This is a genomic window from Roseovarius sp. B-10 (assembly GCF_056859295.1).
The window spans coordinates 91,843-114,076 of the sequence record NZ_JBSXOE010000044.1; the positions used below are offsets into that span (position 1 = coordinate 91,843).

At 68.0% G+C, this 22,234-nt stretch carries 23 protein-coding genes and 1 tRNA gene; 5 read left to right on the forward strand and 19 right to left on the reverse strand.

Annotated features, from left to right (window positions below; all coding sequences use genetic code 11):
• Positions 1-152: 152 nt before the first annotated feature.
• The 3 genes from AC13D8_RS19630 to AC13D8_RS19640 form a co-directional block, all read right to left on the reverse strand.
• Entirely contained in the window at positions 153-1,301 is a 1,149-nt protein-coding gene (locus AC13D8_RS19630; protein WP_482970226.1) for an alpha-D-ribose 1-methylphosphonate 5-triphosphate diphosphatase, read from the reverse strand.
• Entirely contained in the window at positions 1,298-2,032 is a 735-nt protein-coding gene (locus tag AC13D8_RS19635; RefSeq protein WP_482970227.1) for an alpha/beta hydrolase, read from the reverse strand. The genes AC13D8_RS19630 and AC13D8_RS19635 overlap by 4 nt, the downstream gene beginning before the upstream one ends.
• A gap of 437 nt (positions 2,033-2,469) precedes the next feature.
• Positions 2,470-3,723, reverse strand: coding sequence for an FAD-dependent monooxygenase (locus AC13D8_RS19640; protein ID WP_482970228.1), 1,254 nt, complete (start codon positions 3,721-3,723; stop codon positions 2,470-2,472).
• Between the two features lie 51 nt (positions 3,724-3,774).
• On the opposite strand from AC13D8_RS19640, the gene AC13D8_RS19645 reads away from it, so the two are divergent.
• Complete coding sequence (locus AC13D8_RS19645; protein WP_482970229.1) at positions 3,775-5,124, forward strand: amidase; 1,350 nt, start codon at positions 3,775-3,777, stop codon at positions 5,122-5,124.
• Positions 5,125-5,172: 48 nt separating this feature from the next.
• Here AC13D8_RS19645 and AC13D8_RS19650 read toward each other — a convergent pair whose 3' ends face one another.
• Genes AC13D8_RS19650 through hisF form a run of 3 tightly spaced genes read right to left on the reverse strand, consistent with a single transcriptional unit; the run spans position 5,173 to position 6,543 of the window.
• Complete coding sequence (locus AC13D8_RS19650) at positions 5,173-5,463, reverse strand: Dabb family protein (protein WP_482970230.1); 291 nt, start codon at positions 5,461-5,463, stop codon at positions 5,173-5,175.
• A 4-nt stretch (positions 5,464-5,467) separates the two neighbouring features.
• Positions 5,468-5,782 (reverse strand): phosphoribosyl-ATP diphosphatase, encoded by a 315-nt coding sequence (locus AC13D8_RS19655; protein WP_482970231.1) that lies wholly within the window; start codon positions 5,780-5,782, stop codon positions 5,468-5,470.
• The gene (hisF, locus tag AC13D8_RS19660; protein WP_482970232.1) at positions 5,779-6,543 is read right to left on the reverse strand and encodes an imidazole glycerol phosphate synthase subunit HisF; all 765 of its coding nucleotides are present in this window, start codon (positions 6,541-6,543) and stop codon (positions 5,779-5,781) included. The genes AC13D8_RS19655 and hisF overlap by 4 nt, the downstream gene beginning before the upstream one ends.
• Positions 6,544-6,645: 102 nt before the next feature.
• Between hisF and AC13D8_RS19665 the strand changes: the two genes are divergently transcribed.
• Positions 6,646-7,098, forward strand: coding sequence for a DUF302 domain-containing protein (locus AC13D8_RS19665; protein ID WP_482970233.1), 453 nt, complete (start codon positions 6,646-6,648; stop codon positions 7,096-7,098).
• A 16-nt stretch (positions 7,099-7,114) separates the two neighbouring features.
• Here AC13D8_RS19665 and hisA read toward each other — a convergent pair whose 3' ends face one another.
• Entirely contained in the window at positions 7,115-7,837 is a 723-nt protein-coding gene (gene hisA / locus AC13D8_RS19670; protein ID WP_482970234.1) for a 1-(5-phosphoribosyl)-5-[(5-phosphoribosylamino)methylideneamino]imidazole-4-carboxamide isomerase, read from the reverse strand.
• 137 nt (positions 7,838-7,974) lie between these two features.
• Here hisA and AC13D8_RS19675 point away from each other — a divergent pair, with 137 nt between their 5' ends.
• Positions 7,975-8,364: a DUF2147 domain-containing protein gene (locus AC13D8_RS19675; RefSeq protein ID WP_482970235.1), complete on the forward strand. Its 390-nt coding sequence runs from the start codon at positions 7,975-7,977 to the stop codon at positions 8,362-8,364.
• Between the two features lie 46 nt (positions 8,365-8,410).
• The gene (locus AC13D8_RS19680; protein WP_482970236.1) at positions 8,411-8,842 is read left to right on the forward strand and encodes a VOC family protein; all 432 of its coding nucleotides are present in this window, start codon (positions 8,411-8,413) and stop codon (positions 8,840-8,842) included.
• A 359-nt stretch (positions 8,843-9,201) separates the two neighbouring features.
• Here AC13D8_RS19680 and AC13D8_RS19685 read toward each other — a convergent pair whose 3' ends face one another.
• The 4 genes from AC13D8_RS19685 to AC13D8_RS19700 form a co-directional block, all read right to left on the reverse strand.
• Positions 9,202-10,149 (reverse strand): glutaminase, encoded by a 948-nt coding sequence (locus AC13D8_RS19685; protein ID WP_482970237.1) that lies wholly within the window; start codon positions 10,147-10,149, stop codon positions 9,202-9,204.
• Positions 10,150-10,788, reverse strand: a complete 639-nt coding sequence (gene hisH / locus AC13D8_RS19690; RefSeq protein ID WP_482970238.1) for an imidazole glycerol phosphate synthase subunit HisH — start codon at positions 10,786-10,788, stop codon at positions 10,150-10,152. It abuts the gene before it with no gap.
• Between the two features lie 3 nt (positions 10,789-10,791).
• On the reverse strand, positions 10,792-11,379 hold the full coding sequence (gene hisB, locus AC13D8_RS19695; protein WP_482970239.1) for an imidazoleglycerol-phosphate dehydratase HisB: 588 nt from the start codon (positions 11,377-11,379) through the stop codon (positions 10,792-10,794).
• Positions 11,380-11,498: 119 nt separating this feature from the next.
• Positions 11,499-11,573 (reverse strand) — tRNA-Gly (locus AC13D8_RS19700).
• A 156-nt stretch (positions 11,574-11,729) separates the two neighbouring features.
• On the opposite strand from AC13D8_RS19700, the gene AC13D8_RS19705 reads away from it, so the two are divergent.
• A complete protein-coding gene (locus AC13D8_RS19705) occupies positions 11,730-13,256 on the forward strand; it encodes a Na/Pi cotransporter family protein (RefSeq protein WP_482970240.1) in 1,527 nt (508 codons plus the stop codon).
• Positions 13,257-13,310: 54 nt separating this feature from the next.
• Here AC13D8_RS19705 and AC13D8_RS19710 read toward each other — a convergent pair whose 3' ends face one another.
• The 8 genes from AC13D8_RS19710 to AC13D8_RS19745 all read right to left on the reverse strand — a co-directional run bounded on the left by AC13D8_RS19710 (position 13,311) and on the right by AC13D8_RS19745 (position 22,127).
• Positions 13,311-14,882: a GMC family oxidoreductase gene (locus AC13D8_RS19710; RefSeq protein WP_482970241.1), complete on the reverse strand. Its 1,572-nt coding sequence runs from the start codon at positions 14,880-14,882 to the stop codon at positions 13,311-13,313.
• A gap of 27 nt (positions 14,883-14,909) precedes the next feature.
• Positions 14,910-15,434, reverse strand: coding sequence for a Twin-arginine translocation pathway signal (locus AC13D8_RS19715; protein ID WP_482970242.1), 525 nt, complete (start codon positions 15,432-15,434; stop codon positions 14,910-14,912).
• A 52-nt stretch (positions 15,435-15,486) separates the two neighbouring features.
• A complete protein-coding gene (locus tag AC13D8_RS19720; protein ID WP_104017528.1) occupies positions 15,487-15,882 on the reverse strand; it encodes a VOC family protein in 396 nt (131 codons plus the stop codon).
• A 295-nt stretch (positions 15,883-16,177) separates the two neighbouring features.
• Positions 16,178-16,471: a ribbon-helix-helix domain-containing protein gene (locus AC13D8_RS19725; RefSeq protein ID WP_129431542.1), complete on the reverse strand. Its 294-nt coding sequence runs from the start codon at positions 16,469-16,471 to the stop codon at positions 16,178-16,180.
• A 105-nt stretch (positions 16,472-16,576) separates the two neighbouring features.
• Positions 16,577-17,302 carry a TerC family protein gene (locus AC13D8_RS19730; protein WP_482970243.1) on the reverse strand — a complete coding sequence of 242 codons (726 nt, stop codon included), beginning with the start codon at positions 17,300-17,302 and terminating at the stop codon, positions 16,577-16,579.
• A 17-nt stretch (positions 17,303-17,319) separates the two neighbouring features.
• The gene (locus AC13D8_RS19735) at positions 17,320-17,709 is read right to left on the reverse strand and encodes an MAPEG family protein (RefSeq protein WP_482970244.1); all 390 of its coding nucleotides are present in this window, start codon (positions 17,707-17,709) and stop codon (positions 17,320-17,322) included.
• Between the two features lie 14 nt (positions 17,710-17,723).
• Positions 17,724-18,524, reverse strand: coding sequence for a phosphodiesterase (locus tag AC13D8_RS19740; protein WP_482970245.1), 801 nt, complete (start codon positions 18,522-18,524; stop codon positions 17,724-17,726).
• A 165-nt stretch (positions 18,525-18,689) separates the two neighbouring features.
• Positions 18,690-22,127 (reverse strand): pyruvate carboxylase, encoded by a 3,438-nt coding sequence (locus AC13D8_RS19745; RefSeq protein ID WP_482970246.1) that lies wholly within the window; start codon positions 22,125-22,127, stop codon positions 18,690-18,692.
• Positions 22,128-22,234 lie beyond the last annotated feature (107 nt).

Consider the following 22,234-nt stretch of genomic DNA (forward strand, 5'->3'; position numbering starts at 1 on the left):
GTTACAAATGCGCCCGCCCGGGGGGCGGTCGGGCGCTGCGCGGCGGCGCGTGCCGCGCCTCGATTCCGCGCATTGGCACCAAGACCTGAACTTCCGCTCCAGACCATGCGCCGCCTCGGCGCCGTCACGCCGCGCGTCTCCGGCGATAGCCCCTAGTCCAGGAACCGCGCCGCCGCCTCACCGGAGAGGTAGCTCACCCGCCCGCCGCTGATCGTGGCCGTGACCCGGCGGGTGGCCGGGTCGATCACCGTGAGGTCGGCGCGCAGGCCGGGGCGCAATTCGCCGCGGTCGTCGAGTCCGAGCATCCGCGCGGGCCCGCGTGAGACGAGGGACCATGCCGCCGCGAGGTCGCAGATGCCGGCATCGACGAGGGCGAAGGCCGCGCGGGCGAGCGAGGGCGGGTGGTAGTCCGAGGCGAGCGCGGTGACGAGACCGGCGGCCACCATCTCGCGCGCTCCGGCGTTGCCCTTGTGCGATCCGTCGCGCACCAGGTTGGGTGCCCCCATCACCACCGCGTCGCCCAACTCGCGGGCGGTCTCTGCCGCGGCCACCGTCTCGGGGAACTCTGCGATACGCGCGCCGCGGGCATGGGCGGCGTGGCGATCCCCGGCGGTGGTGTCATCGTGGCTGCCAAGGCGCACGCCTTGGGCGGTGAGCCGCGCGGCGAGGGCGTCGAGGGCGGCGGGCACCTCGGCGGCGTTGCCGTGCAGGCGCTGGAGCAGGGCGAGATGCGCCTCGGGGCTGCGCCCGGCCTTGAGCGCCTGCCCGGTGAGGCGCGGCGGGCGTTTGTCGGCAGCCAGTGCCGCGTGGGGGACATGGTCGTTGAACACCACGTAGCCGACGCGGTGGCGCGCGACCATTTCCTCGAGCGCGGGGTAGGCATCGAGAAACGCGGTTTCCAGCCGAAGCTGGACGCGCAGGTCGGTGGCGAGCCCGTCGCGCGCATGATCCAGCGCTGAAAGCATCCGGGCGGCGAACTCTGGCCCGCGCATCCCGCCCTCCCAGCTGACGAACTGCGCGAGCATCGCCGTGCTGATGCCGCTTGCCGCCAGCTCGGCCTCGGCGGCGGGCAGGCCGAGGGCGGGCTCGGCGAGGGCGCCGCGGCGCGGGGCGAGGTGATGCTCGAACCCGTCGCCATGCGCGTCCACCATCCCCGGCAGCACGAGAAAGCCTGACAGGTCAACGCGGCGCGGGGCGGGATCGTCGATTATCAGCCCGTCGCGCAGGCTGAGCGGGCCGGGGCCGGGGCCGTCGGGCCAGAGGAACTCGGCCCCCGTCAGCGTGAGCGCGGGCAGGTTCATTTCTCGTCGCGCCCGAAGATCACGTCGGCGAGCGTCAGGTCGGGATCGAAGCGGCCGTGCGCGAGGAACTCTGTCACCTGCGCGATGACCAGCGGGTTGTTCATCATGAAGGTATGCGTGACCGGCAGGGTGATGTGATCGGCCATGCCCTCTACCCGGGTGGAGGCGACCGAGACCTTGCCATCGTCCGGCCCCGCGATCAGCGAGGAGAAATACGGGTTGAGCGAGCGGTTGCCCGCGATCACGCCGAGCTCGAAATCCACCGGCGGCAGGGTCTCGGGCAGGCCCTCGGGCCCGGTTTCAAGCTGCATCCCCGCCGGGCCGTTGAGCCAGCGAAAGAGTTCCAGCCCGCCCAGCTCGTCTACCAGTTGGCTGCCGTGGTTGGGGGGGGCGAGCATCACCACGCGGCCCAGGTTGGCGGGGCGCTGCTCGGCCAGCCAGGCGCGGAGCAGGATGCCGCCCATCGAATGGGTGACGACATGGGTGGTGGTGTCGCCGCAGACGCGGAAGGCGAAGGGCAGGATGTCCTCGGCCAGCCGTGCGATGCGGTCCTCGGTGGAGGGGTAGCCGGGGCTGTAGACGTCGAGGCCGCGTGCCTGGAGCGTCTCCTGCATCACGAGGAAGGATGCGTCGCTGCGCGCCAGCCCGTGCAGAAGCACGACGCAATCGGCCCGCGCCGGGGCGGCGGCGAGGGTGAGGGACAGGGAGAGGAGGAGGGCGCGCCCGATCATGGGTTCGAGATAGGGGGAAAGGGGGCAGGAGGGAAGAGCGCACCGAGCCGGTGCGGAGATTTCGGCGGGTGATGGGGCCGGGCACGTGGTGGACAATGAGGCGGTGCGGGGGGACGGAGAAGGGCCTGAAGCGGTCGTTCAGGCCTTGGTGCCAATGCGCGGAATCAAGGTGCTGAAAGCACCGCCGCGCAGCGCCCGACCGCCCCCTCGGGCGGGCGCTCCTCGACGTCGCAAGTAGCGGTGATTGCAGAAGTATTTTGCACCATAAATCGCGCCGCATAACCGGTATTGCGCCCACCCGGCGGTCGGGCGCTGCGCGGTTCCTCAACCGTTGTACGGCAACGTCCGCTTCAGGCCATTCACACCGCTCCCCACGCCCGCACATGGTCGTGCGGGCCGGTAGTCCGTCTCGGGCGGCTGGCGCTACGGCTGCCCTCTCACGCCTTCATCAGCGCGGGCAGGTCGCCGGTGAGGCCCGCCGCCTCGCGGATGAAGCCGCGGCGCAGGGCGGGCATGTGGCCGATGGCGCCCATGCCGAGATCGCGGGCCGCGCGCAGGAGCGGGTTGTCGTTGGAGAAGAGCCGGTTGGCGAGGTCGGTGGCCATCGCCAGCGTGGCCGTGTCGAAGCGCCGCCATTGCTGGTAGCGCCGCAGAACGTCCGCCGCGGCGATATCCTCGCCGCGGCGCGCGGCCTCGGTCAGGACCTGCGCCAGCGCCGCCACGTCGCGCAGCCCGGCGTTGAGCCCCTGCCCCGCGATCGGGTGCATCCCGTGCGCCGCGTCGCCCACGAGCGCGAGGCGGGGGGCGATGAAGCTCTGGGCGACGGTGAGCGAGAGCGGGTAGGTGTAGCGCTTGCCGCGCAGTTTGATGTCCCCCAGGAAATCGCCGAAGCGCGGGCGCAGCACCTCCATGAATTCGGCATCGGAGAGGGCGGCGAAGCGCGCGGCGGTGGCGTCGGTCTCTGACCAGACGATGGAGCTGACATTGCCGGGCAGCGGCAGGATGGCGAGCGGGCCGGGGGGCATGAAGAACTGGTGCGCGATGCCGTGATGGGGCAGCGCGTGCTCGATGGCGGCGACGAGGGCGGTCTGGCCATAGCCCCACCCGGTGCGTTTTATCCCCGCCCGCGCGGCCGTGCCCGAGCCGCGCCCGTCGGCCCCGATGAGAAGCCGCCCGCGCAGCGCCTTGCCCGAGGCGAGGGTGACGGACACGCCGGTGGCGTCTACCTCTTGCCCCGTCACCGTGTCATTCGAGACCTGCGCGATGCGGGGCTCCTCGGCCATCGCCTCCATCAGCGCGCGGCGCAGGAAGCGATCCTCGAGCATGTGGCCCATCGGGCCTTCCTCGATCTCGGCATGGTCGAAATGCATGAAGAAGGGCGACGCCCCCTGGCCCGCGCGCCCGTCGGAGACCTTGATTTCCAGCATCGGCTGGGCGTTTTCCGCCACCCGCTCCCAGACCCCGAGATTGCGCAGGAGCCGCACCGAGGCCAGCGCCAGCGCATAGGCGCGCCCGTCGAAGGCGGCGTTCTTGCGCGCGGGTTCGGGCAGGGCGTCGATCACCGTGCTGGAAAGCCCCGCCCGTGCCGCCGCGAGCGCGAGGGCCGGGCCGTTGAGCCCGCCGCCGACGATGAGGAGATCGCTGTCATGGTCCATGCCCCTAAATATGTCGGTGCGCGCGGGATTGTCCATGCGCCGCTCTGCCGCTAGCAAGGAGCGGAGCACGAAAAACGGGAGCGGGCGATGCAGGACTGGCTGATGATGAGCGCGGGCGATCTGGGGCGTGGGATCGGTCGGGGAGAGATCGACGCGGAGGCGCTGTGCGATACCTACCTGGCCGCGATCGCCGCGCATCCCGCGCGCGACCGCATCTACAGCGCGGTGACCGAGGACCGTGCCCGCGCCGAGGCGGCGGCGGCGGGCGCGCGCGCGAAGGCCGGGCAGCGGCGCGGGCCGCTCGACGGGGTGCCGGTGAGCTGGAAGGACCTCTTTGACAGCGCGGGCGTGGCCACCGAGGCAGGATCAGCGCTTCTGAAGGGCCGGGTGCCGGGGCGCGACGCGGAAGTGCTGCGCAACGCCACGGCGGCGGGGCTGGTGTGCCTGGGCAAGACGCATATGAGCGAACTGGCGTTTTCCGGGCTGGGGCTCAACCCGGTCACCGCGACGCCGCCCTGCGTCAACGACGCGGAGGCCGTGCCGGGCGGGTCGTCCTCGGGGGCGGCGGCGAGCGTGGCCTTTGGCCTCGCTGCCTGCGGGATCGGCTCGGACACGGGCGGGTCGGTGCGCATCCCCTCGGCATGGAACGACCTGGTGGGGCTAAAGACCACCGCGGGGCGGGTGTCCTGCGAGGGCGTGGTGCCGCTATGCGCGCGCTTCGACACGGTGGGGCCGCTGGCGCGCAATGTCGAGGATGCGGCGCTTGCCCTGGCGGCTATCGAGGGCGGACGGGCGGCGGATTTGCGGGGCGCGTCGCTGAAGGGCGCGCGGTTTGCCGCGCTGCAAACGGTGGTGATGGATGATCTGCGCGAGGGCCCCGAGGCCGCCCACGCCGCCGCCATCGCGAGGCTGCGCGAGGCCGGGGCGGTGATCGACGAGATCGCCGCGCCAGAAGTGGCCGAGGCGATGCCCTTGTCGCCGGTGCTTTATACAGGCGAGGCCTATGGGCTGTGGCGCGACGAGATCGAGGCCGCACCGGAGAAGATGTTCGCGCCGATTCTCGAACGGTTCCGCGGCGGCAAGGCGTTCTCCGCCGCCGATTACGTGGCCGCGTGGCGCAAGCTCGACAGCTTGCGCGCGGCGTGGCACGCGCGGGTGGCGGGGTATGACGCGGTGCTCATGCCCGCGGCGCCCAACCTGCCGCCCGATCAGGCGCGGCTGATGCGCGACGACGAGTACTATGTTACCGAGAACCTGCTGACGCTGCGCAACACGCGGGTGGGTAACCTGATGGGGCTATGCGCGGTGACGCTGCCAACGGGGGTGCCAAGCTGTGGCATCATGCTGTGCGGCAAGCCCAATCAGGAGGAGCGGCTGCTGCGCGTCGCTGCGGCGGCGGAGGCGGCGCTTGGCGGCGGCATGGCCGCGGAAAATTGAAAATTTTCCGGTCCGGACTCTTTTCAAGAATCCGGGGCGCGCGGGCCCTCAGCCGGCCTTGAAATCTGCGGCGATGCGCAATTCGCGCAGCGGGCGCACGCGGGCGATGCAGGCGGCATAGACTGGATGCGCCTTGTAGGCGGCGAGCGCCTCTTCGTCGTCGAACTCGGCATAGACGACGAGATCGACCCGGTCGGCGGATATGGCGTCGCTCTGGAGGTTGCGGCCCACCTCGAAATGGCTGGAATGCGGGATATCCGCGAGCATCATCAGCCCCTCGCGGATGTGCTCGACATCCTCCGGGTTGGTGGCGGAAAAGAAGACGATATGGCGGATCATGGGTTCAGTCTCTCGGGCGGGACGCTTTTTCATTCAGGCCGGATGTGCCCTGGCGGCGCGCCAACTCTGTCATCACGTCATCCAGCGCCACCCCGCGCGATTGCAGCATGACGAGCAGGTGAAAGAGCACGTCCGCCGCCTCTGCCGTCAGGCCCTCGCAGTCGCCCTTGACCGCCTCGATGATCGCCTCGACGGCCTCCTCGCCGAATTTCTCGGCGCATTTCTCGGGGCCTTTCGCGAGCAGTTTCGCGGTCCAGCTATCGGACGGGTCGGCGCCAGCGCGGTCGGCGATGATGCGGGCGAGATCGTCGAGGGTCATCGCGAAAGCCTCATCGGGATGCCCGCGGCGGCCATGTGGGCCTTGGCCTCGGCGATGGAATAGGTGCCGAAGTGAAAGATCGACGCGGCGAGGACGGCGGAGGCATGCCCTTCGGTCACGCCCTCGACGAGGTGGTCTAGCGTGCCGACGCCGCCGCTTGCGATCACCGGGATGTCCACCGCGTCGGCGATGGCGCGGGTCAGGGGAATGTTGAAGCCTTGCTGCGTGCCGTCGCGGTCCATCGAGGTGAGCAGGATTTCGCCCGCGCCCTTCCTTGCGACAAGCCGGGCAAAATCGACCGCGTCGATGCCGGTGGGTTTGCGGCCACCGTGGGTGAAGATTTCCCACTTGCCGGGCGCGACGGTCTTGGCGTCGATGGCCACCACGATGCACTGGCTGCCAAAACGGTCGGCGGCGCGGGCCACCACGTCCGGGTCGGCCACGGCGGCCGAGTTGAAGCTGATCTTGTCGGCACCCGCGAGCAGGAGCGCGCGCACGTCCTCGGGGGTGCGCACGCCGCCCCCCACGGTGAGCGGGATGAAGCATTGCTCGGCGGTGCGGCGGACCACGTCGAACATGGTGCCGCGATTCTCGTGCGTGGCGTGGATGTCGAGGAAACACAGCTCGTCCGCGCCGGCGGCGTCATAGGCGCGCGCGGCATCGACCGGGTCGCCCGCGTCGCGCAGATCGACAAAGTTCACGCCCTTGACCACGCGGCCATCGGCGACGTCGAGGCAAGGGATGATCCGGGTTTTGAGCATATTGTTGCCGTTACAGGAATTTCACGGCGTTGTTTATGGGCATTCCGGTCCGGATGCCAGAGGATGCGCGCATTATCTGTTCCGGAATCGAGGGAGTTTATCATGAAGCGTTTTCTTGCGGCGGCGGCGATGATCATGGCGGGGCTTCCCGCGCTGGCCAGCAGTGACGATATCGTCAAGGTCAAGTCCTTCTCGGACGTGGGCACCACGATGGACCGGCTGGAAGCGGCGGTGACGGGCGCGGGGGCCAATGTGTTCGCGCGCGTCGATCATGCCGCCGGCGCGGCGTCGGTCGATATGGAGCTTGCGCCCACGCAGGTGCTGATTTTCGGCAACCCCAAGATCGGCACGCAGGCGATGCAGGACGACCCGGTGGCGGGGCTGTTCCTGCCGATGAAAGTGCTGGTCTATCGCGACGGGGCGGGGCAGGTGTGGCTCGCCTACGAGGACCCCAAGGAGATGTTCGACGACCTCGCGATCGACGATGACGCCGAGTATATCAAGATGATGACCGGCGCGCTGGGCAAGCTGACGGCGAAAGCGGCGGGGCAGTAACGTCCTTGCGCCGCGCTCAGCCCTTGAGCGCGGCGAGTGCGGCGCGCAGGTCGAGCGCGCCGTCGTAGAGCGCGCGGCCCGAGATGGCGCCGTTGAGCGATGCGCCGCAATCCCTGAGCGCGATCAGGTCGTCGAGCGAGGACACGCCGCCCGAGGCGATGACGGGGATCGACACGGCGCGGGCAAGCGCTGCCGTCGCCTCGATATTCGGGCCCTGCATGGCGCCGTCGCGCTCGATGTCGGTGTAGATGATCGCGGCGACGCCCGCGTCCTCGAAGGAGCGCGCGAGGTCGGTGGCGTCAACCTCTGTCACCTCGGCCCATCCCTTGGTGGCGACGCGGCCCGCGCGCGCGTCGATGCCCACGGCGACCTGTCCGGGAAAGGCGCGGGCGGCCTCGCGCACGAGGCTGGGGTTCTCGACCGCGATCGTGCCCAGGATGACCCGCGCCAGCCCCTTGGAAAGCCACGCCTCGATGGTGGCCATGTCGCGGATGCCGCCGCCAAGCTGCGCGGGAACGCGGGCCTCGGCCAGGATCGCTTCGACCGGGGCGGCATTGACTGGCGCGCCGGCGAAGGCGCCGTTGAGATCAACGAGGTGCAGCCATTCGCAGCCCGCCTCGACGAAGGCGCGCGCCTGCGCCGCCGGGTCGTCGTTGAATACCGTGGCGCGGTCCATGTCGCCGCGCAGGAGGCGCACGGCCTGCCCGTCCTTGAGGTCGATGGCGGGGTAGAGGATCATCGGCGGAGCCCTTCGCTGACAGTGTCCGGCGCGCTTATGCAGGCGCGGCGCGGGATTTGCAACGCGACCCCACGTCAGACTTGATTTGGCCCCGGCCTTGGGCTCAGCTTTGCGCGATATCTCAGGGAGGAGACGAGATGCGTAAACTGGTGATGATGGCGGCCGTTCTGGGCCTTGGTGCGGGAATGGCCTCTGCCGAGCCGCTTCTGGGCATGTGGCAGACGGCCAGGGATGACAACGGGCATTTCGGCCTCATCCAGGTGGCCCCCTGCGGCAACAAGCTGTGCGGCAAGCTGGTGAAGTCCTACGACGAAAACGGCAACGAGACGCAAAGCGACAATATCGGGCGCAATATCATCTCCGAGACAGTCCCCGTGGGCGGCGGCGAATACAAGGGCAAGGTCTACAGCCCCGACCGCGACAAGACCTACAATTCCAAGCTGGAACTGAAGGGCGAGCGCCTCGAGGTCAGCGGCTGCGTGATGTTCATCTGCCGCGACGGGGGCACCTGGCGCAAGATGCAGTGAGCGCCGCGCGGTTTCGCGCGCCGCCCCGCCGCGCTATGATCGGGTCATGAGTGACACCGACCTGCCCGCCGCGCCCGCGCCCGCCATTCTCGAAGCCGCGCTCTATGCCGCCGACCTGGACGCGGCGGAGCGGTTCTATGGCGGGGTGCTGGGGCTGGAACGGGTCGTGCGGGTGGGCGCGCGGCACGTTTTCTATCGCGTGGGCGACGGCGTGCTGCTGATCTTCAACCCCGGGGAGACGTGCAAGCCGCCCTCGAACCCCGACATGCCGGTGCCGCCGCATGGCGCGCAGGGGCCGGGGCATTTCTGTTTCGCGGTGGACGGCGCGGCGCTCGACGCGTGGCGCGCGCGGCTGGAGGCGGCGGGGGTGGAGATCGAGGCGGATTTTCACTGGCCGAATGGCGCGCGCTCGATCTATTTCCGCGATCCGGCGGGGAATTCTCTGGAGATGGCCGAGCCGAAACTGTGGGCGCGGTAGCATGCGGGGGCTGGGTCTGGCCTGTTCCTGCCGCTGCAGTGAGCCGCGCCATTGCATGTCCGCGGGCAGGCGATCCAACGGTTTTTCAGGGCACTTTATTTCTGCTTTTCCGAAAAACATGCAATTGGCGCGATAGCTTAGCCAAATCGCCTGTCCGGGGGGCGGACATGCGATGGCGCGGCGGCCTTCGGCCTTGAATTCGCGCCGGGACCAGACGGCAACATCCCCTCCAGGCCATTCGCGACGCGCGCCCCGCCGCATGTCCGCAGCGTGTCACGCCAGACCACCACTTGGCACCAGTGTGCCGGGTGTCGGGCACCTGCGGATCAAGGTCCACTCACGGCGTTGCGTGCGGCCTTTCAGACCTCGCCATCCGGGCCGAAGACCGACCAGCCGGTGCGCGCGGCCAGCCGTTCCATCGCCTGTGTGCCAAGGTGGGAATTGCCGTAGTGGTTGAGCCCCGGCGACCACACCGCGACCGACGCCACCCCCGGCACGATGGTCAGAATCCCGCCGCCCACGCCGCTCTTGCCCGGCAGGCCCACGCGAAAGGCGTAATCGCCCGATCCGTCGTAATGCCCGCAGGTCATCATCAGCGCGTTGATGCGGCGGATGCGGGCCTGTGACACGAGGCGGGGGGCGCCCGCGCCGCCCACCAGAAAGAGCCCGGCATTGGCGAGTTGCGTGCAGGTCATCTCGACCGCGCATTGGTGGAAATAGGTGCCCAATGTCATCTCGGGCGGGTTGCTGAGGTTGCCATGCGAGCGCAGGTAGTGGGCGAGCGCGAAATTGCGGTGGCCGGTGGCGGTCTCGGAGGCGGCGACACGGTCATTGATATGGATTGCCTCGTCCCCCGCCGCCGCGCGAATGAAGCGCAGGAGCGCGCCCAGCGCCTCGCGCGGGGTGGCGCCTTCGAGCACGGCATCGGTGGTCACGATGGCGCCCGCGTTGATGAACGGGTTGCGCGGGCGGCCCTTCTCCAGCTCCAGCAGCAGCATGGAATCGAAGGAATGGCCCGAGGGCTCGCGCCCGACGCGATTCCACAAACGGTCGCCCAGCCGACCCAGGGCGAGTGCCAGCATGAACAGCTTGGAGACCGACTGGATCGAGAACGGGACAGCCGCGTCGCCCGCCGTCAGCGTGGGCCGCCCGGGCCGCGCGATGGCGATGGCGAATTGATCGGGGTCGATGGCGGCGAGTTCCGGGATGTAGTCGGCCACCTTGCCGCGGTCGCGGCTGGCGCGGGCCTCTGCCGCGATCTCTTGGAGGATCGTGGGGAGTGGATCTGGTGCCGTGTCCACGGCCATTCAGGGCCGCCAGCGCAGGAAATTGGCGATGAGGCGCAAGCCGGTGGCCTGGCTTTTCTCGGGGTGGAACTGCGTGCCGAGGATGGTGTCGCGCCCAACGATGGCGGTGACGCGCGCGCCATAATCCACATGCGCCACGAGATGGGCGGGGTCGTCCACACGGAAATGGAAGGAATGCACGAAATAGGCGTGATCGCCTGTCGCGATCCCGTCGAGCACCGGGTGGGCGTGGTCGATGACCAGATCGTTCCAGCCCATGTGCGGCACCTTGAGCGCGGGGTCGGCGGGGGTGATCGCCTCGACCGTGCCGCCGATCCAGTCGAAACCGGGGGTTTCGCCGTATTCCATCCCGCGCGTGGCCAGCATCTGCATGCCGATGCAGATACCGAGGAAGGGGCGGCCCGCCCGCGTGACCGCGTCCTCTATGGCCTCAAAGACGCCGCGATGATCGTAGAGTTCGCGGCGGCAGGCGGGGAAAGCCCCGTCACCGGGCAGCACGATCCGGTCCGCGTGGCGGATGGTGTCGGGGTCGGCGGTGACGATGACCTCGCCCGTCCCCGTCTCGCGCGCCATGCGCTGAAACGCCTTTTGGGCCGAGTGCAGGTTGCCGCTCTCGTAATCGACGATGACGGTGGTCATTATTTACAAGCTGCCCTTGGTGGAGGGGATCGCGTCGGATTTGCGCGGGTCGCTCTCCATCGCGTCGCGCAGGGCGCGGGCGACGGCCTTGAAGGCGGCCTCGGCCATGTGGTGGCTGTTGATCCCCGCGAGCGCTTCGACATGGAGGGTGATGCCGCCATGCGTGCTGAACGCCTGGAAGAATTCGCGCACGAGTTCGCAATCGAACGTGCCGATTTTCGCGGTAGGCAGGTCCATGTTCCACACCAGATAGGGCCGTCCCGACAGGTCGAGCGCGGCGCGCACGAGCGCGTCGTCCATCGGCAGCAGGCAAGCCCCGTAGCGGCGGATGCCGCGCTTGTCGCCGATGGCGTGGGAGAGCGCCTGCCCGAGGGCGATGCCGACGTCCTCGACGGTGTGGTGATCGTCGATATGCAGATCGCCCTTGCAAGCCACGGTCATGTCGATCAGCGCGTGGCGCGCCAACTGGTCAAGCATGTGATCGAAGAAGCCGACGCCGGTGCGGTTGTCGTAGCTACCGGTGCCGTCGAGCGCGACTTCGACGGTGATATCGGTCTCGGCGGTCTTTCGGGTGATCCGGGCGTTGCGCATGGGGCCTCCGCTATTGCGTGGATGCTCTATACTGCGGGCCGCGCCCGCGCGAAAGGGGCAAGCGCCGACCGGGCAGGGCGGTACGCCCCGTCAATCCCGTGATGTGGTCTTGGGAAAAATGGAGCGGGCGAAGAGATTCGAACTCTCGACCCTTACCTTGGCAAGGTAATGCTCTACCCCTGAGCTACGCCCGCGTCCTTGGGTGAGGTGGGAGATACAAAGCCTCGGCTGGGGCTGCAAGAGGAAAATTGCAGGCGCAGCGCAGAAAATTCGAAACGCGCCAGCCGCCCGCGCCGCTTGTCAATCCATCGGCCCCGGCGCATTCTGGCACGGGGCAGGGAACCGAGATGGTGAACGATATCGTAACCGGGCTTGGCGGGGTCGGGCTGTTCCTGCTGGGCATGGAAATCATGACCGACGCGCTGCGCCAGGTGGCGGGGCGCGAGTTGCGGCAGGCGCTGGTGCGGCTGACCGCCTCGCCCTTGCGCGGCGTGGCGACGGGGGCGGCGGCCACGGCGGTGATCCAGTCCTCCACCGCCGTCTCGCTCATCACCATCGGCGCGGTCGGCGCGGGTATCCTGAGCTTTGGCGCGTCCCTGGGCGTGCTCTACGGGGCCAATATCGGCACCACGATGACCGGCTGGATCGTCATGGTCCTCGGGCTGAAGCTCAAGCTGGGGACGCTGGCGCTGCCGCTGCTCTTTGTCGCCGCCATGCTGATCCTGCTTGGGCGGGAGCGTGTGGCGCGGGCCGGGCGCGGGCTGGCCGGGTTCTGCCTGCTGTTCATCGGGCTGGACATGATGCAGGCAGCGACGGGCGGGCTCGGCGCGTGGCTGTCGCCGGAGGTGCTGCCGGGGGATGGCTGGGGCGGGCGGCTCCTGCTGGTGCTGATCGGGGCGGGGATCGTGGTGCTGATCCAGTCCTCCTCGACGGCGCTGGCGCTGGTGCTGGTGTTGCTGGGCGCGGGTGCGCTGGGCTTTGCGCAGTCGGCGGCGTTGGTGATCGGCTTCAACATGGGCACGACGGCGACGGGGCTGCTGGCCTCGCTGGGCGGCGGGCGCGCGATGCGGATGACGGCGCTGGCGAACCTGCTGTTCAATGTCGCCACGGCGGCCTTGGCGTTTCCGCTGCTCGACCTGGTCACGCCGCTGCTGCATGGCGCGTGGCTGGGCGCGGATGACCAGACGGCGCTGGTGCTGTTTCACACCGGGTTCAACCTGATCGGTGCGGCGGTGTTCCTGCCGCTGACGCAGCACTTTGCCGCGCTGGTGGAGCGGCTGGTGCCGGAGCGCCCGGTGCCGCTGGCCGAGGGGCTGGATCGGCGGCTGCTGGCCGACGAGGGCGCGGCGCTCGATGCCGCGCAGGCGGTGGCCGACCGGCTGCGGCGCAAGCTGTTTGCGGCGCTGGCGGGGGCACTGGGGCCGGAGGGAGACCTGCGGGCGCTGTCGTCGATCACGGTGCAAGGGCGCGAGGCGGTGGCTGCGCTTGGCACGTTCCTGTCGCAGGTGCGCATTGCGCCGGACCGCGCCGACGACGCGGCGCGCCACGCCGCACTCCTGCATCAGATCGACCATTTCCAGCGGCTGTTGGGGCGGTGCGGGCAGCGCGATCGTCTCGCCACCCTGCGGCAGGAGACGCGGCTCGCCCGAGAGGTGGCCGTGGTCGCCGCCGCGCTTCGTCAGGACCGGATGCGCGAACGGCTGGTGGACCTTATCGAGCGCCGCGGGCGTCGTTATCGCCGCGGTGTGTTGTTGCAGGAACATGTGGGCCTTGTGGCCGTGGCCGAGGTGTTCGAGCGCACCGATGCGCTGCGCTGGCTGGTGCGCGTGACGCACCACGCGGCCCGGCTGTCACGGCATGCCCGCGAGGGGCGCTGACGGCTCCCCCGGCGCTCTTGGGGAGAAGAGGAAGGCGCCGGGGGAGGGCGGCGTTCAGAGATTGCCGCGCGACAGCTCACCGGCGATGTGGTCGGCCTGCCGGATGGCGAGGGCGACGATGGTGAGCGTCGGGTTCTCGGCCGCGCCGGTCGTGAATTGCGACCCGTCCGAGACGAAGAGGTTGGGCACGTCGTGGGTCTGTCCCCACTTGTTCACCACCCCGTCGCGCGGGTTCTCGGACATGCGGTTGGTCCCGAGGTTGTGGGTCGAGGGGTAGGGCGGCGTCGGGAAGGTGCGCGTGGCGCCGACCGCGTCATAGATTGCCGCGCCGCGCTCGTAGGCGTGGGCGCGCATCGCGACATCGTTGGGGTGATCGTCGAAATGCACATTCGCCACCGGCAGGCCGTGCTGGTCGGTGACGTCGTGGTTGAGGGTGACGCGGTTGGTTTCCTGCGGCATGTCTTCGCCCACGATCCACATGCCGGCCATGTTCTCATACGCGTCGAGCGCGGTGGTGAACTCGCGGCCCCAAGCGCCGGGATCAAGGAACGCCGCCATGAAGGGCAGGCCCAGCGACAATGTTTCCAGCTCGTACCCGCCGACGAATCCGCGCGAGGGATCGTGGCGCGCCTCGTCCTGGATGATGCCCGCCATCGTGGTGCCGCGCCACATCTTTACCGGCTGTTCGAACACGCCGTAGACCGAGCCGGTCATGTGGCGCATGTAGTTGCGCCCGACCTGGCCCGAGGAATTGGCGAGCCCGTCGGGGAACATCGACGAGGCGGAGTTGAGCAGCAGGCGGGGCGATTCGAAGGAATTTCCCGCGACGCAGACCGCGCGGGCGCGCTGCATCTGGAGATTGCTGTCGGCGTCGAAGTATTCCACGCCCGTGACCTTGCCGCTGTCATCGTGCAGGATGCGTGCGACATGCGCCTTTTCGCGCACTTCGAGATTGCCGGTGGCCTCGCCGCGCGGAATATCGGTGTAGGCCGCCGACCATTTCGCGCCCCATTTGCAGCCCTGGAAGCAGAACCCTGTCTGCTGGCAGGCCATGCGCCCGTCATATTCCTCGGAGTTGATGGCCATGCGGCCGGTATGGACCTCCTTGTAGCCGAGCGCCTTGGCGCCCGCCTCGAACACCTTGTAATTGTTGCAGCCGGGCAGGCCGGGCAGCCCGTTGGTGCGGGTCACGCCCAGTTTCTTCTCGGCCTTGTCGTACCAGGGGGCCATCTCGTCGCCGTCGATCGGCCAGTCCGCGAGGTTGGCGCCCTGCACGTCGCCGTAGGTCGTCGCCGCCTTCCATTCATGGTCCTGAAACCGCAGGGACGCGCCCGCCCAGTGGGTGGTGGTGCCGCCCACGGCCTTGACGATCCAGGCCGGAAGCCCCGAGAAATCGCGCGCCACGCGCCAGTCGCCCGAGGTGGTGCGGGGGTCGAGCCAGGCGAGTTGTCCGAAGCTTTCCCATTCGTCGTTGACGTAATCCTCGGGCAGGTAGCGTCCGCCCGCCTCGAGCGCCACGACGGACACGCCGCGTTGCGCCAGCTCATTCGATAGCACGCCGCCGCCGGCGCCGGTGCCGATGACGACGATCACATTGTCGTCGTTCATGTCAAAAGGTGCAGCCATAGTCTTTCCTCCCTTGATGGCTATGGCTCAGAGCCAGGTGATGTCGTCGAAGCCGCGGTTGATGTAGCCGCCCTTGGAATAGGACTCGCCCTCGTAGCCGAAGAGGGGCCAGACCGCTTTCTGGTTATAAAGCCCGGTCACGAGTCCGCCGCGCACCTGCTGGAAGAAGGCGCTGTCCTCCATCCCGCGCAGGATGTCGACGCGGTCGCGCTCCCATCCGACGCTGAGATAATCGGCGTGGCCCTTGCCTTGTGCCGCGGCGTCGAGCGCGGCGATGCCCGCCTCAACGGTGTCGGCGACCTCTGCGTCGTCGTAGCCCTTGACCGCGATGGCGTAGTATTCGTCGCCCACGTGGTCGTGCGGGTAGATGTCGCGCGCCATCTGGATGAGCGTGGCCATGCTGTGCGGCTGGAGCGCATTGGTTTCGAGCGCCCATGCGGCATCGGGGCTGGCCACGAAGCCCGCGCCCACCACGAAGCTTGCCCCGGCGGCCATGCTGCGCGAGAGCAGCTCGCGCCGCGTCAGGCCCCTTTGCTGGCTGATATCTTTCATCGTCTTCCTCCCTTGAATGAAACGGGGCGGCCCTCCCCGGCCGCGCCCGCGCCTATTTGAACCGCCCGCCCCGTTGCAGAACCTCGATCTCGTAGCCGTCCGGATCGGCCACGAAGAAGAACTTGCCGACGAGTTTGCCGTCGGGGGCGAATTCCACGATCTTGCGCGGCGCGAGGCCCTCGTCGGTAAAGCGCGCGTGCTCGGATTCCAGATCCTCGACCAGAACGGCGAGGTGGCCATAGCCGTCGCCGAGATCATAGGGTTCGGTGCGGCCCTTGTTGACGGTCAGCTCCACCTCGAAGGGACTCTCGTCGTTGGACATGTAGACGAGGGTGAAATTTTCGAAATCGAGCCGGTCGGCCACCTCGAGCCCGAATGCGCGCTTGTAGAAATCAACCGACCGCGCCTCGTCGAGAACGCGGATCATGCTGTGAATGGCTTTGGCCATCATGCCCTCCGGAACGTTGCAGTTGGTTTGGAAAGTTTACCAACGCGGGCGCGGGGCGGGTAGTAAGGGGTTACTACAGGGGGGATGGGGATGGCCTGAAGCCGTCGTTGGGACGTATAGCGGTAAGCCGCGCATTGGCGGGCCGTGGCGTCACGCCAGAGGCGTGCAAGCACGCCTTGTTCCGTGCGAGGTGAAACCCTGACCGTTCGCCTAAAGCCAATATCGTCAAGGTCGCGATCCGCAGAACCCCAGGGTCCGGGCCCCGACCCGTCGACGAGCGCCGTGCGAACGCCCCTTACTCCGCCGCGATCTGCTGCGTCCGGGCCTCGGGCGGGGTCTCGCGGTGGACGAGGCAGGTGCAGCGCAAAAGCGAGGTGAAATTGGCGGGCTCGCCGTGCAGCTCGAGCACCTCCGAGTGCAGTCTCGACACGAAGGCGGGGGTGCTCAGACCCTCGCCCGCGGCGATCTCGTCGAGGATTTCCCAGAAGGATTTCTCCAGCCGGATGCTCGTGCTCTGGCCGTTGAGGCGCATGCGGCGGGTTTCCAGCGTGTAGCGGTCCGGGTCCTGCCCGGCAAAGAGTTGGCACATGTCTCGGTCCTCCCTCGTCCGGCGGGCGGTCCCCCTGCGCGCCGGACCTCAGTACCAGATAGCATCATGGCCGATTTTTTCCACGCGGGGAAGCCCGCCGCGCGCTCAACCCCGTTGCCGCCGCTTCTGGCGGACCAGGTTGAGCGCCTCGACCGCGCCGCCAAAGAGCATCGCGGCGTAGATGAAGCCGCGCTCGACGTGGAAGTGGAAGCCGTCGGCCACCAGCGCCATGCCCACCATCAGCAGGAAGGCGAGCGCCAGCATCTTGGTCGAGGGGTGCGCCTCGATGAAGCGCCCGATCGGGTTGGCGAAGGCCATCATCACCGCGATCGACACCACAATGGCGACGATCATCACCTCGATGTGATCGGCGATGCCCACGGCGGTGATGACCGAATCGACGGAGAACACGAGGTCAAGCATCATGATCTGCACGATCACGCCGGTAAAGGCGGCCTTGGCCACGCCTTCCTCGAGTGTGTCGTGATGCTCCTTGCCTTCGACCTCGTCGAAAATCTCGGATGCGCCCTTGTAGAGCAGGAACAGCCCGCCCGCGACCAGGATCACGTCGCGCCACGAGAGGCCGAAGCCCCGGATCGTGGCGAAGGGTTCCGACAGGCCCATGATCCAGGTGATCGAGAAGAGCAGCCCGATGCGCAGCACCAGTGCGCCGGTGAGCCCGAGCATCCGCGCGCGGGCGCGTTGCTCCTTGGGCAGTTTCGCGGCGGCGATGGAGATGAAGATCACGTTGTCGATGCCGAGCACGATCTCGAGCACGGCAAGGGTGAGAAACGAGGCCCAGACGGCCGGGTCGGCGAGCAAGTCGAGCATGATCGTTCCCTTCTGGTTCAGGTCAGCGCGTGGCCGAGGCTGGCCAGCGCGGAGATGGCGATCATGGCGAAGGTGAGGATCATGCCCGCGCGGCGCAGCAGAATGATCTGCGGTGTGCGCCCCAGCCCGATGGCGTGTATAACCCGCCCCGCGAGCAGCATGACCCCCAGCAGGTGCACCACCCAGAGCGGCGCGCCCTGCAATTCCGCAAGCGTCAGCAGGATCAGCCCCATCGGCGCGTATTCGGCGAAGTTGCCGTGGACGCGGATGCGCTTGGCGAGCATCTTGTCGCCGCCATCGCCGAGCGTCACCCGAGCGGTGAAGCGTGTGGTGATAACCCGGAGGCTGAGGATCACGAACAACAGGCCAAGAAGGCCCGCATAGAGCGGTGTGACGGTGAGCGACATGTGCGGCCTTTTTCTCAGGTGTAGGTTTGCGCCTCGGTTGGGGGCAGGGTGAAATCCTCGCTGTGCACGATCACGCCCTCGTCGGTCAGCAAGAGCAGGCCATAGGCCCCGGGCTCGGCGATCGAGAGACTGGAATCCTGGTAGCCCAGCGCCATCGGCATCTGGTGGCAGGGGCTCTTGAAGATCGCTACCGGGATGCCGCCCGCCGATCCCTGGATCGTGCGGTGGATATGGCCCGAGACGATTTGTGCCACGTTGCCCGCCGTGTTGAGCCGCGCGACGAGGTCGGCGCGGTTCTTGAGCCCGATCCAGTCCATGCCCTTGAAGCCGGTGTCGATGGGCGGATGATGGGCAAAGACGATTACGCGCCGGTCGCCCGCCCCGGCGAGCGCCGCGTCGAGCCAGTCGAGCCGTGCCCCGCAGAGCCAGCCGGAATGGGTATCGTCGGCGTCCTCGTTGAGCGTGTCGAGGCAGATCAGGCGATAGCCGGGCAGGTCCGTGACATGCTGGATGTGGCCCGTATCCATCCGGTCGGCATCGGGAAAGGCGCCGAGAAAGGGCGCGCGGCGGTCGTGGTTGCCGAGCATGAGCGAGACGGGCAGGGGGCAGGTGTCGAGGGCGGCGCGCAGGCGGGCGTATTCCGGCGGGGCGGCGTTGTGCGTGAGGTCGCCGCACAGCACCACGCGCGCGGCATCGGGGTGACGGTCGAGCGCGTGGGCCATGCCCTGTGCGAATCGCGCAAACGGGTCGAGCCCGATGATCGTCTCGCCCTCGGGGACGAGGTGGATATCGGTGAACACGAGGATTTTCTGCATGGGGCGGCCTGTGACGAAAATACTGCGCGCAGCATGGCCGAATTCAAGCGGATGCAAAAGCCCGGAAGGCGAGCGCCTTGGGCTTCGTCATCCTCGGGTCAAGCCCGAGGATGACGGGTGCGTCGGTGCCGTAGGCCCTCGGGGCGAGCACGAGGGTGGCGGCGATTACTCCAGTTCGACCAGCAGGTCCTTGGCGTCGATCTGGCCGCCGGGCTGGACGTGCACGGCCTTTACCACGGCGTCGCGCTCGGCGTGGATGCCGGTCTCCATTTTCATCGCCTCGATGGTCAGCAGCAGGTCGCCCGCCGAGACCTTGCTCCCCGCCGTTGCCGCGACGCTCGCGACCACGCCGGGCATCGGCGCGCCGATATGGTTGGGGTTGCCGGGTTCGGCCTTGGGGCGTGCGGCGGTCTGGGATTTCACCAGCCGGTTGGGCACGCGGATCACGCGGGGCTGGCCATTGAGTTCGAAGAACACCTTGACGTCGCCTTCCTCGTTGGTCTCGCCCACGGTCTGCAGGCGGATCTCGAGGATCTTGCCCGGGTCGATCTCGACGCTGATCTCCTCGCCCGGCTCCATCCCGTAGAAGAAGGTGCGGGTGGGCAGGGTGCGCACCGGTCCGTATTGCCGGTGGCGGCCCATGTAATCGAGGAAGACCTTTGGATACATGAGGTAGCCGTTGAGGTCCTCGTTGTCGATTTCCTTGCCTTCGAGTTGGGCCACCACGTCCTTGCGCGTGGCCTTGAGATCGACCGGCTCGAGATGCTTGCCCGGGCGCTCGGTATTGGGGCGCTCGTCCTTGAGCACCTTGCGCAGGATGGTTTCGGGGAAGCCGCCGGGCGGCTGGCCGAGATTGCCGCGCATCATGTCGATGACCGAGTCGGGGAAGGCCACATCCGTGTCCGGGTTCTCGACATCCGCGCGGGTGAGACCCTGGGACACCATCATCAACGCCATGTCGCCCACCACCTTCGACGACGGCGTGACCTTGACGATATCGCCGAACATCTGGTTGACGTCGGCATAGGTGCGGGCCACCTCGGGCCATTTTTCCTCGAGCCCGAGGCTGCGCGCCTGCGCCTTGAGGTTGGTGAACTGTCCGCCCGGCATTTCGTGCAGGTAGACCTCGGAGGCGGGGGCCTGAAGCCCCGATTCAAACGCCACGTATTGCGCGCGCACCGCCTCCCAGTAGTTGGAAATCTCGCGGATGCGGGCAAGCGGAAGCCGCGTGTCGCGGGCCGTGTTGCGCAGGGCGGCGACGATCGAGCCGAGGCAGGGCTGCGAGGTGCCGCCAGAGAAGGCGTCCATCGCCGCATCCACGGCATCGACGCCAGCCTCGGCGGCGGCGAGGATGGTGGCGCCCGCGATGCCGCTGGTGTCGTGGGTGTGGAAGTGGACGGGGATGTCCAATTCGTCCTTGAGCGCCTTGACGAGCACCGTTGCCGAGGCCGGTTTCAGCAGCCCGGCCATGTCCTTGAGCCCCAGCACATGCGCGCCGGCGTCCTGAAGCTCGCGGGCCATGCCGACGTAGTATTTCAGGTCATACTTGGCGCGGTCCGGGTCGAGGATGTCGCCGGTATAGCAGATCGTGCCCTCGCAGATCTTTCCGGAGGCGATCACCGCGTCCATTGCGACGCGCATGTTCTCGACCCAGTTGAGGCTGTCGAAGACGCGGAACACGTCGACGCCGGTTTCCGCCGCCTGCCGCACGAATTCCTGCACCACGTTGTCGGGGTAGTTGGTATAACCCACCCCGTTGGACGCGCGCAGCAGCATCTGCGTGAGCAGGTTGGGCATCTTGGCGCGCAAATCGCGCAGGCGCTGCCACGGGCATTCCTGAAGGAAGCGGTAGGCCACGTCGAACGTGGCGCCGCCCCAGCATTCGACGCTGAACAGGTCGGGCAGGTTGGCGGCATAGGAGGGTGCCACGCGGATCATGTCGATCGAGCGCATCCGGGTGGCCAGCAGCGACTGGTGCCCGTCGCGCATGGTGGTGTCGGTCAGGAGCAGCCGGTCCTGCGCCAGCATCCAGTCGGCCACCGCCTTGGCGCCCTTTTCCTCCAGCAGCGTGCGTGTGCCGGGCGCGGGCTCGGCCACCGGCGCGGGGGGGCGGGGCAGCTTTACATCCGCAGGCTTCGCGCGCCCCGTCGTCTCGGGGTGCCCGTTGACGGTGATGTCGGCGATATAGGTCAGCACCTTGGTGCCCCGGTCGCGCCGCTTGGTGAACTTGAAAAGCTCGGGCGTCGTGTCGATGAACTTGGTGGTGTACTCGTTGTTCAGAAACGTCGGGTGTTTCAGCAGGTTCTCGACGAAGGCGATGTTGGTGCTGACGCCGCGGATGCGGAACTCGCGCAGGGCGCGGTCCATCCGGGCGATGGCGGCCTCGGGCGTCGGTGCCCAGGCGGTGACCTTGGTCAGCAGGCTGTCATAGTAGCGGGTGATCACGCCGCCCGAATAGGCGGTGCCGCCGTCGAGGCGGATACCCATGCCGGTGGCCGAGCGATAGGCGGTGATGCGGCCGTAATCGGGGATGAAATTGTTGAGCGGATCCTCGGTGGTGATCCGGGTCTGGAGCGCGTGGCCGTTGAGCGTGATGTCGTATTGCGAGGCCTTGCCGGTGGCCTCGGTGAGGGTCTTGCCCTCGGCGATCTTGATCTGGGCCTGCACGATGTCGATGCCGGTGACCTCTTCGGTTACGGTATGCTCGACCTGCACGCGGGGGTTGACCTCGATGAAGTAGAAAGCGCCGGTATCCATGTCCATCAGGAACTCGACGGTGCCCGCGCATTCGTAATTGACGTGTTTGCAGATGCGATGGCCGAGCTGGCATAGTTCCTCGCGCTGCGCCTCTGACAGGTAGGGGGCGGGGGCGCGTTCCACGACTTTCTGGTTGCGGCGCTGGACCGAGCAGTCGCGTTCGTAGAGGTGATACATGTTGCCGTGGCTGTCGCCGAGGATCTGCACCTCGACATGGCGGGCGCGCAGGATCATCTTTTCTAGATAGCCCTCGCCGTTGCCGAATGCCGCCTCGGCCTCGCGTCGGCCCTCGAGCACCTTTTCCTCCAACTCGTCGGCGCTGTTGATCGGGCGCATGCCGCGCCCGCCGCCGCCCCACGACGCCTTGAGCATCAACGGATAGCCGACCTCATCGGCGGCAGCGCGGGTGCGCTCCATGTCCTCGTCGAGGACGTGGCTGGCGGGAATGACGGGAACGCCCGCCTCGATGGCGACGTGCCGGGCGCTGGCCTTGTCGCCAAGCGCGCGCATGGTGTCGGCCTTGGGGCCGATGAACGTAATCCCCGCCGCCGCGCAGGCATCGACGAAATCGGGGTTCTCCGACAGCAGGCCATAGCCGGGGTGGATCGCGTCGGCGCCGCACTCGCGGGCCACGCGGATGATTTCCTCGATGCACAGGTACGCCGCGACCGGCCCCATCCCCTCGCCGATGCGATAGGCTTCGTCCGCCTTGAACCGGTGGAGGCTGAGCTTGTCCTCCTCGGCGAAGATGGCGACGGTGCGCTTGCCAAGCTCGTTGGCCGCGCGCATCACGCGAATTGCGATCTCGCCACGATTGGCGATGAGGATTTTCCGGAATTCGGCCATAGGCGCTCTCCCCCCCGATGGTCTTTGATCCTTTGCCGCGCTGCGGCACGACGCTGGCGTCTTGTAGGATTTGTGAAAGGTTTGCGCAATCCGGCATTCCCGGTATC